Annotated in this window: 16 protein-coding genes; 1 reads left to right on the plus strand and 15 read right to left on the minus strand. The window is 40.6% G+C overall.

All coding sequences use genetic code 11. The features are described 5' to 3' along the window. On the minus strand, positions 1-964 hold a 964-nt coding region (locus tag QZZ35_RS06290), incomplete at its 3' end, for a DUF362 domain-containing protein (RefSeq protein ID WP_291236628.1). Positions 965-976: 12 nt separating this feature from the next. Next, entirely contained in the window at positions 977-1,894 is a 918-nt protein-coding gene (locus tag QZZ35_RS06295) for a CPBP family intramembrane glutamic endopeptidase (protein ID WP_291236629.1), read from the minus strand. Positions 1,895-1,999: 105 nt separating this feature from the next. Between QZZ35_RS06295 and QZZ35_RS06300 the strand changes: the two genes are divergently transcribed. After that, positions 2,000-2,626 (plus strand): DUF1836 domain-containing protein, encoded by a 627-nt coding sequence (locus QZZ35_RS06300; RefSeq protein ID WP_291236630.1) that lies wholly within the window; start codon positions 2,000-2,002, stop codon positions 2,624-2,626. A gap of 87 nt (positions 2,627-2,713) precedes the next feature. Here the strand turns inward: QZZ35_RS06300 and QZZ35_RS06305 are convergent, their stop codons facing one another. The 13 genes from QZZ35_RS06305 to QZZ35_RS06365 all read right to left on the minus strand — a co-directional run. Then, the gene (locus QZZ35_RS06305) at positions 2,714-3,010 is read right to left on the minus strand and encodes a YerC/YecD family TrpR-related protein (protein WP_291236631.1); all 297 of its coding nucleotides are present in this window, start codon (positions 3,008-3,010) and stop codon (positions 2,714-2,716) included. Positions 3,011-3,082: 72 nt separating this feature from the next. Further along, positions 3,083-3,808: a lysophospholipid acyltransferase family protein gene (locus tag QZZ35_RS06310; protein ID WP_291236632.1), complete on the minus strand. Its 726-nt coding sequence runs from the start codon at positions 3,806-3,808 to the stop codon at positions 3,083-3,085. A gap of 87 nt (positions 3,809-3,895) precedes the next feature. Next, positions 3,896-4,525: an RNA polymerase sporulation sigma factor SigK gene (sigK, locus tag QZZ35_RS06315; protein WP_291236633.1), complete on the minus strand. Its 630-nt coding sequence runs from the start codon at positions 4,523-4,525 to the stop codon at positions 3,896-3,898. 73 nt (positions 4,526-4,598) lie between these two features. Beyond that, positions 4,599-5,492, minus strand: a complete 894-nt coding sequence (locus QZZ35_RS06320) for an MBL fold metallo-hydrolase (protein WP_291236634.1) — start codon at positions 5,490-5,492, stop codon at positions 4,599-4,601. Between the two features lie 25 nt (positions 5,493-5,517). Then, the gene (locus tag QZZ35_RS06325; RefSeq protein ID WP_291236635.1) at positions 5,518-6,741 is read right to left on the minus strand and encodes a peptidase U32 family protein; all 1,224 of its coding nucleotides are present in this window, start codon (positions 6,739-6,741) and stop codon (positions 5,518-5,520) included. Positions 6,742-6,746: 5 nt separating this feature from the next. Next, positions 6,747-7,388: an O-methyltransferase gene (locus QZZ35_RS06330; protein ID WP_291236636.1), complete on the minus strand. Its 642-nt coding sequence runs from the start codon at positions 7,386-7,388 to the stop codon at positions 6,747-6,749. Beyond that, entirely contained in the window at positions 7,385-7,855 is a 471-nt protein-coding gene (locus QZZ35_RS06335; RefSeq protein ID WP_291236637.1) for an endolytic transglycosylase MltG, read from the minus strand. Before QZZ35_RS06335 ends, QZZ35_RS06330 begins: the two co-directional genes overlap by 4 nt. A gap of 14 nt (positions 7,856-7,869) precedes the next feature. Beyond that, on the minus strand, positions 7,870-8,220 hold the full coding sequence (locus tag QZZ35_RS06340) for a YlbF family regulator (protein WP_291234056.1): 351 nt from the start codon (positions 8,218-8,220) through the stop codon (positions 7,870-7,872). An 83-nt stretch (positions 8,221-8,303) separates the two neighbouring features. Then, on the minus strand, positions 8,304-9,986 hold the full coding sequence (locus QZZ35_RS06345) for a ribonuclease J (protein WP_291234057.1): 1,683 nt from the start codon (positions 9,984-9,986) through the stop codon (positions 8,304-8,306). Positions 9,987-10,096: 110 nt separating this feature from the next. Further along, entirely contained in the window at positions 10,097-10,366 is a 270-nt protein-coding gene (locus QZZ35_RS06350; RefSeq protein ID WP_291234058.1) for a DUF1292 domain-containing protein, read from the minus strand. A gap of 4 nt (positions 10,367-10,370) precedes the next feature. Then, the gene (ruvX, locus tag QZZ35_RS06355; RefSeq protein WP_291236638.1) at positions 10,371-10,808 is read right to left on the minus strand and encodes a Holliday junction resolvase RuvX; all 438 of its coding nucleotides are present in this window, start codon (positions 10,806-10,808) and stop codon (positions 10,371-10,373) included. A 5-nt stretch (positions 10,809-10,813) separates the two neighbouring features. Beyond that, on the minus strand, positions 10,814-11,074 hold the full coding sequence (locus QZZ35_RS06360; protein WP_291234060.1) for an IreB family regulatory phosphoprotein: 261 nt from the start codon (positions 11,072-11,074) through the stop codon (positions 10,814-10,816). Between the two features lie 67 nt (positions 11,075-11,141). Beyond that, positions 11,142-12,229: MiaB/RimO family radical SAM methylthiotransferase (locus QZZ35_RS06365; RefSeq protein ID WP_291236639.1), on the minus strand; the 1,088-nt coding region annotated here is incomplete at its 5' end.

Raw genomic sequence — 12,229 nt, forward strand, 5'->3', positions numbered from 1 at the left:
CAACAATATAGGGTTTTCTCTGGAAATGTCTTGAAACCCATCGAATACGACGCCACAGAGCTTTTACTTCCTTTCCCCTGTTGACTTGATAATCCTTTTTTCCGTATTTTTCCCCTACCTCTCGGACAGACATCCTGCCTTTCCGTGTCAAAACTTCAATGGAATCTTCCTGCCAGACACCAAGGCCCATTTTTTCACCCTGGACATTTGTAGGAACAAGTTTCGGATTCAAGTTCATCAGACTGCAGCAAAGGCTGTCCAAAGCTACCGGATCTGTTGAGATCAACATAAGTCCCATAGACACCGGTGTTCCGGACGCAGGCCCGTTGCCTTCCATCGCCGTGATGGCATCCATAATATAAAGACGCGGATGGAGAAAACGATTGAGATCTGCCAGCATACGGGCAAAACTTTCCGCATTGGAATATATTGTATGTCCCTTAGGCTTATGCAGTCCCTGTATGCAGCCATACATATTTTTCACGGCACCGGTCATCCGTTCCAGCTGATGTGTCTTCATTTTAGATATATTGATGAGTGCGTCCGCCTCCATAACTGCTTTTGCCATATGAAATTGGCGCGCCATTTTCCCCTGAGGGTATTCTGCCTTCACACATTCATTGAAATCAGCCATCGGTATTCCCAATGCTTCCATTTCATCAAAAAGTCCGCAATGTCGGGCAATTTTGTCCATGTCACCGATTCCGACAGAGTCGCCATACTTTATATTCTGACAGCCGCTATCTTTAAAAATCCTTGCAACGGCTCCTACAACATACGGATGCGTAACAATAGCACTGTCCCTGTCTGCTTTTCGAAGCAGATTCGGTTTTAAAAGAATCTTTTCATCAGCTCTTACAAAATTTTGGACGCCCCCGAGGGCATCTATACCCCATTTCAATTCATTATAAATTTTCTCTTTATCATATTCCGAACATTCTAACAATACAACCCGGCTTTTCAATCCATCACCTTCCTACGCAAATGTACTGATAGCCGTCATGACCACCGATATTAAGACAGAGAGAATAAGCCATATATCCACAACTCTTTCTTTTTTCTTTATTTCATCCCCATCACTTATCTCCGGTACCTGATCTTTTTTCTTAAATACAACCTTTATTTTTCTTCCATTTATTCTAAAAAGAGCCAACATAAGAAAAATAAGTGCCGGAACCATAATGGCGGACAGTATAACATAGGGCATAATCTGCACAATCCATGGACTGCTCGTACTCTGCACCTGGGTTTCAACAATGTTTGCCGTGAAATATCCGGCCATCGTTGAAAATCCATTAATAAGAAAATGCAGAAACATGCTGGATAAGATAGAATCTGTCGCCTCAATAAGAAGAACCATAATGATGCCGAGGAAAATCGCATAAGGCATCTGATTAAAATTCATATGAATCAATCCGAAAATAACAGCGGATGCGAACAAGGCAAAAATCGGGGATTTTCTCTGATAACTTCGATATATGACACCTCTCATAAGAACCTCTTCCCCCACGGCCGGCATAACAGCCATAACGAGCATAGACAAAAATAACCCATGGGGATACATATCCATTGCAACGCCCGCCACTTCATTTTCCACAAAAAACATAGAAAGAACATTCAGAAGCGATATAATAGGAAAAGAACAAAAAGCAATTAAAAAGATAAATACCAGCGACACCGGACGGATCGAACGTATACGGAAAGTTTCCCTAAGCTTAACACCGCATATTTTGGACCCGATCAAGGGAACAAGCAATACGAAAAGCTGAGATCCCATGACAATCGTCATCGTATCGTAAATTCCCATAAACATCATTAAAAACTGTATACCGATCATCATCACAATTGTCAAAAGCAATATCCTGTTTCCCCATTTTATTTTCATTTCTGTCATATTTTATTCCGCCTTTCTACATAGTATCAAAAACTATATCCTGTGTTTTGATTGACTTTTTTTTCAAAAACGCTATAATTAGACATAGTTAGGAGTGTGTATATTATGGATAAAACAACTTCCATCCAAAGCATTATCAATGAATTTATACAACATATCGAAAATCAGCATCCCATTGCAGCATCCGAACTGCCGAATATCGATCTTTACATGGATCAGGTAACCACATTTATGGATGAACATCTGGAGCAATCCAAACGCTATCCGGAAGATAAAATTCTGACGAAAACGATGATCAATAATTATGCTAAAAATCATCTGCTTCCGCCTCCGAATAAGAAAAAATATTCAAAAGACCATATGCTTCTTTTGATTCTCATCTATTACTTTAAAAATATCCTGTCAATAAACGATATTCAGAAAGTATTGACACCTCTGAATGAACGTTATTTTAAAAATGAAAAGGGCATGGACATGTCCTGGCTCTATGAGCACATTATGAACTGGGAACCTGCTCAGTCCGACAGAATCTCCTCTCAGATTCAAAAACTTTCAGAAGATGCCGATAACATTTTTAAAGATGCACCGCCGGAAGATCAGGAATATTTACAGTTAATTTCTGTTATTTCATTACTTGTTTACGATGTTTATCAAAAAAAACAGCTCATTGAGAAGCTGATTGATTCCTATCCGTTCTCATCGGATGGTGAATCAGGAAAAAAGAAAAAATAGCTTTATTGTACAAGAAAGCTTTTCGAACTTTCCTATACAATAATAAAAGCACTTGCCTCTCAAAACGAGAAACAGGTGCTTTTTTACTTATTCCTGCTTTTCCTGAATTCGCTGAATAGCTAAATCATATCCATCATTTCCATAGTTCAGAGACCGATTTACACGGCTGATCGTTGCAGTTGATGCACCTGTTTTCTCAGCTATTTCAAGGTATGTCTTATGTTGACGGAGCATTCTTGCAACCTCAAATCTCTGTGACAGTGACAGAATCTCGTTAATTGTCGCAAGATCTTCAAAGAAATCAAAACACTCATCCACGGATTCTAATTTGATAATTGCTTCAAACAAAGTCTCGACCGCAGATGTGCGTATTTTTTTATTCATAGTTAATCCCACCCTTTAACACTGTAAATTTTGAAAACCTCAGTTATATATTAACATCTTACCGCAATAAAGTCAATCAATTGGTGCATATTCCCTGATTCTTTCCTCTATTTTCTCTTTAACAAGGGCCGCAATTTCGGATGTCCTCATATCCTTGTACATTTCATAAGGCAATGGCTCCAAATAATGGATCTGAGCAGACATCTCCTTAATCGAATGACTGTCAAATGCTTTATAAGAATCGATGATCGCTACAGGAACAATCGGACATTTGGCATATACAGCACTCTTGAAAGCTCCCGCTTTAAAAGTAACCAGCTTATTCCCCTGTCTGCTGCGGGTACCCTCAGGGAAAATAATATAATTTCTTCCCTTTTTGACTTCCTCCGCCACTTCTTTAATAACTTTCATCGATTGACGTACATCTGAGCGATCCATCACTTTTGCATGAACTAAACGAACAATCTGCTTTACAAGAATCACATTGGCCACTTCTTTTTTTAACACCACCGAAAAAAAGCGTCCGTGGGTCTCAAAAAAAAGCAGCGTATCAAACATTCCCTGATGATTTGGAAACATAATATAGCCGTTATCCTTCGGAAGGTTCTCAAGTCCATAGCATTTTACATCGACTTTTCCCGCCCGATTTACCCGTGTCGTTAATTCCTGCATAAGTGCATACCGTTTCTCTTCACTATATTTTTCAAAATTATCATCTTTCCCGTACCAGCATATTTTAAACCACCATTCCGGGACTTTGTAAATCAACTTAATGACCATAAGTAAAATACGTTCCATACACTAAATCTCCTTTTTCTTCCGACGAATCTATGTATATGCTCTGCATATTCACCTTGTCATATTACCACAAAATAAAGAAAACTTCTATTCATTTTCCATAATATGGCGTCTCAGTTTTTCTAAAGCCTTTTTTTCAATACGACTGACATAACTCCGGGATATTCCCATGTCCTTTCCGATTTCTCTCTGTGTCACTTCCCTGTTGCCTCTAAGACCATATCTTCTGCAGATGATTTCTTTTTCCCTCTCATTCAATGCCCGATCAATGGCCTTATACATCTTTCGCTTGCGTTCCGACAACAGCATACATTCCAGTATATTATCAGAACTGTCTTCAATCACATCGATAAAACTGATTTCATTTCCCTCTTTATCCGTTCCGATCGGTTCATAGAGAGAAATTTCTTTATTCAGTTTTCTCTCTGTACGAAGCATCATTAAAAGCTCATTATCAATACATCGGGCTGCATATGTACCCAATCGGCTGCCCTTGCCCGACTGAAATGTATTGACAGCCTTTACAAGACCTATGATCCCTATAGCAATCAGGTCATCCGTATCCCTTCCGGGACTTATATATTTTTTAACAATATGAGCGACAAGTCTCAGATTACGTTCAATAAGAATATTTTTAGCCTTCGGATCTCCTTCCTCATATTTTGAAAGGTAATAGTCTTCTTCTTTGCTGCTTAATGGTTTCGGAAATGACTGCAAGGAAAAAGCACCCCTCTGCGACCTTTAATCTAATGTATGCGCTGCAGAGGCGTGCTGTGTCTGTCCCTGATATTTACATATTATGTATCTGATATGTAATATAAATTGTATCGATTCCATCCGGGCTCTCACCCATCAGCGGTTCTTTGTACAAAAATCCCGGTTCGCCTGTTCTCGGATGGAAAAACCGCCGGCTTTTTTCTATTGAAAGATTCTCAATAGCTATAGGCATCCTCTTTAATATCCACGGAGACAATAATTGCTTTTTATGCGCAGGCAAAATCCCCTCAATCGGATATCGTTCAAGAATCTTTAAATTGTTTTTGTAAGTATAAAGGGGTGCACTTGTATTAAAATGCATCCAGAGACTATAATCAAGATCATCTCCCGGAAAAAGAATATGGCTTTTCCAGTCAAAAAACATAACACTGCCCACTGTATGTCCCGGTATAAAAATAGCTTCAATCAGATGATTTTCATCCCTTGGTGCATCAAAATCAAAGGTCTGATCATATAGATCGGCCGGTGCATCAAGGTCAAATGTCTGACCGTTGATCAGCCAATAAAACTCCTCTGTATCCGCCTGATACCAGGCCATACGATCAAAATCCTCCGGCCATATATCTCTTTTTCCCGCCGCTTTACGTATGCCCTCAAATCTGGCGGCAATAAGCGGTTTCTGATGCTTCTGGTAATCTTTATAAGTTGCTTTATCTGCCGGATTCATCCAGACTTTATGAAAAAAACGGTTTCCGCCGGCATGATCTGTATGACCGTGTGTATTAACGACCCTCACCGGAAGCGATGTTAGAGACGCTACAGTGCCTCGGATATCAGCAAAACCATATCCGGTGTCAATCAATAAAGCCTGCTCCTTTCCAATAATCAGCGTACTCCCTACACCACCCGGCTCGTACAGATGATAAATATCTTCGGCAATCGGAATAATCTTAAAGTAATTCTCCATGATCGGTTCGCCTTTCATAATAACATCAGTCTTTTTTTCGAAGCAGATCAAAAGACGACAATTCTACTCCGAGATCAACAAAAATCTTCTGTTTTGGATGCGGGCAGCTCTCCATCGGCTGACCGTCTTCATCCGTCATTCCTTTTACCCTAACTTCCATATCTCTGCCATCCGGTTTCATAACTTCAATGATATCGCCCACAGAAAATTTATTTCTCTGTTCAAGACTGTAATAACCATCACCTCTGGATTCTCCGATCAGACCGAGATAGGTGTAAGCTTTCACATAAGTGTTGCTGTCATAAATCTGTGTATCATGATCCGGCTTACCAAAGAAAAATCCGGTTGTAAACTGACGATACGTACATTTTGCAATTTCTTCTTTATAGTAATCCATCCGGCTCTCATAAAGCTTCGGATCTCTCATATAGTCGTCAATTGCCTGACGATAGGTACGTGTGACAACCGCCACATATAATGCAGTCTTCATACGTCCTTCGATCTTAAAGCTGTCAATTCCCGCCGCAACAAGTTCAGGAATGTGATCGATCATACATAAATCTTTTGAATTAAAAATATAGGTTCCCCGTTCATTCTCATAGACCGGCAAATATTCTCCCGGACGTGTTTCTTCCATAATGGCATATTTCCACCGGCATGGATGGGTACAGGCTCCCTGATTTGCATCACGGCCCGTAAAGTAGCTGCTCAAAAGGCATCGGCCGGAATAGGAAATACACATCGCTCCATGAATAAAGGTCTCTATCTCAAGTTCCTCCGGAATATTCGCCCGAAGTTCCCGAAGCTCATCTATTGACAATTCTCTGGCAGAAACAACACGGGTCGCCCCCAGATCATGCCAGAAACGGTAGGTTCGATAATTCGTATTATTGGCCTGAGTACTTATGTGAACATCGATCTCCGGACAAATTTCTTTTGCAATCTGGAAAACACCCGGATCTGATATAATAAGTGCATCCGGACCTATCTCTTTTAATTCATGGAAATAGGCTTCCACGCCTTCCAGATCCCCGTTATGTGCCAGTATATTCGCTGTCACATAGACTTTTGTCCCATGCGCATGAGCAAAAGCAATCCCTTCACGCATATCATCCATTGAAAAGTTCTTTGATTTCGCACGAAGGCTGAAAACCTCGCCTCCGATATATACCGCATCTGCACCAAAAATAACGGCAGTTTTCAAAACCTCCAGACTGCTGGCAGGTATTAATAATTCTGGTTTTTTCATAATGATTACTCCTTCACACTGACAGTCATCCCATCACCGATGGGCAATACAATCGTTTCCAGACCGTCCATATGTTTTAATGTCCATAAATATTCCCTCATTCGACTGTGGATTGTCCGGTTTCGACGAACAACCGCATATCGTGATTCCACCACATCGCCATCCTGAAGTACATTATCCGAGACAAGAATTCCTCCGGATCTAAGAAGACGCATAACTTCCGGAAAGAAATGAATATACTGTCCCTTTGCCGCATCCATAAAAATAAAATCAAAAGAACCGGACAATTCTTTTAACACCTCTGAAGCATCCCCTTCAATAAGTGTAATCTTTTCTTCCATACCTGCCCGTTTAAAATTCTCTCTCGCAACAGGAATACGTTTCTCATATTTTTCAATTGTGGTAATGTGACTGTCATCCGGAAGACATTCTCCCATTAAAATAGCGGAAAAGCCTATGGCTGTCCCGACTTCCAGAACCCGCCCAGGCTTCTTTATCTTCAACAGGACTCTTAAAAGATTTCTGCTCTCTTTGCGTATGATTGGAACATAATCTCTCACTGCTTCCTGCTCAATTGTTCGAATCAAAGGGCTCTCATCTTTATCCAGTGACAGGATATAATCTAACATTCTTTCATCAACAATCACTGCTCGCCCTCTCCTTCATATGTTTCCGTCTGTGTTTCATAGGCAGACTCACTGTCTGACTGGGAAGTTTCTTCCGCCGCCAGTTCCTCCGCTGTTTTCTGCTGTACAACAGAATTCTTCGCATCTGACATAATCTCAATCATATCATCCGCCGACATACTTGCTTTGACTACATATACACCCGGCATCAGATTCGCGTTGCTTAAACGCGTTTTTATAACAAATGCCAGTTCACTGTTGATCAGCTGTTTCTCTTTAAGTTTCTTAGCGACTGTCTTTCCTCCGTCTCCCGACTTGATCTCAATACGCACTTCTTCATCGGCATATTCAGATACAACCGGTTCACCAAAAACTTCATATGAAAAATCATATGCCATGGCACCGGCACGGAAAAGAATAAATATAGCTACCACATAGATAATAATATTCACTCCCAGACCTAAAATGGTAGATATTACCTTCTTCATCACTGTTTCCTCCTCTAGTCATCCAAAAACGAAACATCCATGTCCAGACTGCCATAAATCTGATCCATGAGCTGGTTCATCATTAAGGCCAGCCCTCGTTCTGCTGTAAAAAACTCTCTTACATCAGAATTTTCCAAAATCTCACTGTATTCTTTATTGAGAACTTCAAGCTTCTGTATGTCATCCGGCTCCTGCGGCTTATTCTGTATAATAAAACATGCCTTTCGAAATTCATTCAATCTCTTATTCAATTCCGTATCCTTCGAAAGTTTCATCTGAAGACGACGATACTGATTGTACACATTGCTCCGTTTAATTTCCCGAATAAGCTGCCGTGTCTTAAATTCCACGTTATTCAACTTCACCAGGCCCTTCTTTCGCATAGTTATAATGGTAATGTTATACATTAACATTACCATTATAAAGAATTCTGTTCAATTTATCAAGACTAAACATCCACTTCCATAATAATCGGAAGAATCATCGGATTTCGTTTTGTCTGTTTCCATACATAATCACTGAGTGTATCGCGGATAACACCCTTAATCCTGCTCCAGTCACTCACACGACCATCCAGACACTTCTGAACAGCTGCATCTACAACTTTTCGTGCATCTTCCATAAGCATCTCAGACTCTCTCACATAAACAAAACCTCTGGATACAATATCCGGTCCCGCAAGCAAACGATTATCATAACGTGACAGTGTGAGCACAACAATAAGCAGACCGTTCTGAGACAACATCTGACGGTCTCTGAGAACAATGTTGCCCACATCGCCGACACCAAGGCCATCGACCATGATACCTCCATGAGGAACCTGTCCAACGATCTTTGCCTGTTCATCTTTCAATTCCAGCACATTTCCTGATGAAAGAATAAGAATATGATCTTTCGGTATTCCCATCTTCTCCGCAAGTTTGGCATGTGCCTTTAAATGACGGTATTCACCATGTACAGGAATGGCAAATTTCGGATGTGTGAGTGCATAAATCAGCTTGATCTCCTCCGCACATGCATGTCCCGAAACATGGGTATCCTGAAAAATAACTTCGGCACCTTTTCGGAATAACTCATTAATAATATTAGACACAGCTTTTTCATTGCCCGGGATCGGATTCGAACTAAATACGATCGTATCTCCCGGTTTGATGGAAACTCTCCGGTGTGTGCCGTTCGCCATACGTGAAAGTGCCGCCATCGTCTCACCCTGGCTTCCCGTTGTGATCAAAACAAGCTGATCATCCGGATAATTTCGAATATGATCAATGTCAATAAGCGTATCATTCGGTATCTGAATATAGCCCAATTCTGTGGCAATTGAAATAATATTGACCATACTGCGGCCTTCCACAATAACTTTTCGTCCATATTTATCAGCGGAATTTATAATCTGCTGTACACGGTCCACATTCGATGCAAAGGTAGCAACAATAATACGTCCGCTGCGGTGCTCGTCAAAAATATGATCAATTGACTGTCCCACTGTACGTTCAGAGTTTGTAAAGCCGGGCCGTTCCGCATTCGTACTGTCCATCATCACAGCAAGAACACCCTTCTTTCCAAGCTCCGCAAAACGCTGAAGATCAATACTCTCTCCAAAAACCGGTGTATAATCGATCTTAAAGTCACCCGTATGCACAATGATTCCTTCCGGTGTATAAATAGCCAGAGCAGTTGCATCTGCGATACTGTGATTTGTCTTTATAAACTCAATACGAAAACACCCCAGATTAATGGACTGTCCATGTTTTATAACCTTGCGGCGTGTAGATTTCACAAGATTATGTTCTTTTAATTTATGCTCAATAATGCCCATCGTCAGTTTTGTTGCATAGACAGGAACATTCATCTTCTTCAGAACATAAGGAAGCGCACCGATATGATCCTCATGTCCATGGGTGATCACAAATCCCTTTACCTTATGAATGTTATTCTCGAGGTAAGTAACATCCGGAATGACAAGGTCAATACCCAACATATCATCTGCCGGAAATGCCAACCCACAGTCTACTACAATAATACTGTCTCCATATTCGAAAGCTGTAATATTCATCCCAATATTCTCTAATCCGCCCAATGGGATGATCTTTACGCCTTCATTCTCTTTTTTTACGACTTTCGTTTTCAATACTTAACCCTCCGATATTTGCATGTTGGAAGATATCTGCCCACACAGAAAATACGATACGCTTAATTAAGCCTATCGTCTTTTCCTATAGCACATCGAATTCATCACGTTCACATCTCGATATCAATATCATCCAATATCTCGGAAAATACTTTGGATATGGCTTTCAGCTCCTCTTCGTCCTCAATCTCGCTGTAAATCACATCTGCTGCATCTTCCTCATTTACAGTTTCTTTTAAAATTAACGCTTCTGCCTCATCTTCCATAGAATCCGCTACAAGTATATAATTAACATCATTGATCCGAGTCTGTTCAATGACGTAAAATTCCACCTCATCTGTTTCTGTATAAAAAATAATCTTTTCCGGTTTTTCTGCCATATGATCACCTGTTTTCCTGTTCATACTTTATCCGATCCAAATAAGTCTGAAGAATAAACGCAGCAGCCATCTTATCCACATATTCCTTACGGTTCTCTCTTCGGACATTACCTTCCATAAGGATCCGCTCAGCGGATACAGTGCTCATTCGTTCATCCTGTAAAATGACAGGAAGACCTAAGCGCCGTTCAAGCATCTCTTTAAATTCTTCTGTCCTGGCACATCGTTCTCCCTCATCATTATTCATATGTTTTGGATATCCCAACACAATACGATCTGCTTCATAAAGCTTTGCAAGTTCTTCAATTCTTGCGAGCGTCTGTCTCAGTTTATTCTCGCTTTTTCGCGTAATCGTCTCGACAGACTGGGCTGTCCATCCCAGTGTATCGCTGATGGCTACACCTACTGTCTTCGAACCATAATCTAATCCAAGTACACGCATAGCTCTTACTTCAAATTCACGTTAATGTAGCTCTTGAGCAGTTCTTCCAAAAGCTCATCCCGTTCAACTTTCATAATCAGATATCTTGCATTCTTATAACTTGTCACATATGTCGGATCACCGGACATAATATATCCCACAATCTGGCTGACCGGGTTATATCCCTTTTCTGTAAGAGCAATATAGACAGCTTCCAGAATGTCCTTTACAGTGATATCCGCATTATTGCTCACCTTAAAATATTGTGTATTTCCCATGTTCTCCATAAACGATCACTTCCTTAAACTTTTTCCCTACACTTACTCACTATATTAATATAAATCAGAAAATAATTCAATCAATTATTTTACAAAACACAAAATCTTCACCTTTTGTTCTTGTCATCTGACAATTTACAAGATCGTTTGACCTTATTTTGTCAGATTGTACGGCACATTTCAAATATTCCCGGCTGTGTCCGATCCATACTTCCCCATCACCGGACGGTACTTTTTCTTCAATAAGGACCTGCAGCACTTTGTCCCGACATGCATCCTGATAATCTGCTGACATCTTCTCTGCAAGTGCAAGCAATTTTGCACTGCGCTCTGTCTTAATATGCTCATCGATCTGATTCGGCATGACGGCCGCTCTCGTACCCTTTCTCGGTGAATATTTAAAAATGTGCATCTCTGCAAAATGTATTTTTTCCAGAAAAGCCTCTGTCTGTTCAAATTCTTCTTCTGTCTCGCCCGGAAATCCGACAATAACATCCGTTGTAAATGACGGCCGGTCAAAATATCTGCGAAGAAGATTGCATTTCTCTTCATATTCTTCCGCTGTATAATGACGGTTCATTCGTTTTAAAGTCTCATTGCATCCGCTCTGAAGGGACAAATGAAAATGCGGACATATCTTTTCTATGGCTGCCAGTCGAACAACCACATCCTCAGTTATAAATCCCGGCTCCAGAGAACCAAAACGGATACGCTCAATACCTTCGATCACCGCCAGTTTTTCAACAAGAGAAATAAGATTTTCCTGTTCCTCAAAATCCTTTCCATAGGATGAAATATGAATTCCTGTCAGTACAATTTCTTTATAACCGGCTTTAGCAAGAGAAAAAACTTCCGAAAAAATATCTTCCGGTTTTCGGCTGCGCACCCGTCCTCTGGCATAAGGTATAATGCAGTAGGAACAAAACTGGTTGCACCCGTCCTGGATCTTGATATAAGCCCGGGTATGTTCCGAAACTTTTGAAATTGTCATCGTCTCATAATCACAGTTATGATTAATATCCGTCTTACACACAATCTTCTGATGTTCTTCTATAAAAGCTTCTACCATGGATACGATTTGGCTTTTACAATTATTTCCTATGATCAGGTCAATCGATGCATCTTCCTGTACGGCCTCACCGGCTGCTTCCACGTAACATCCGG

The organism is Frisingicoccus sp. (assembly GCA_016298055.1).
Lineage (GTDB): Bacteria > Bacillota > Clostridia > Lachnospirales > Lachnospiraceae > Frisingicoccus.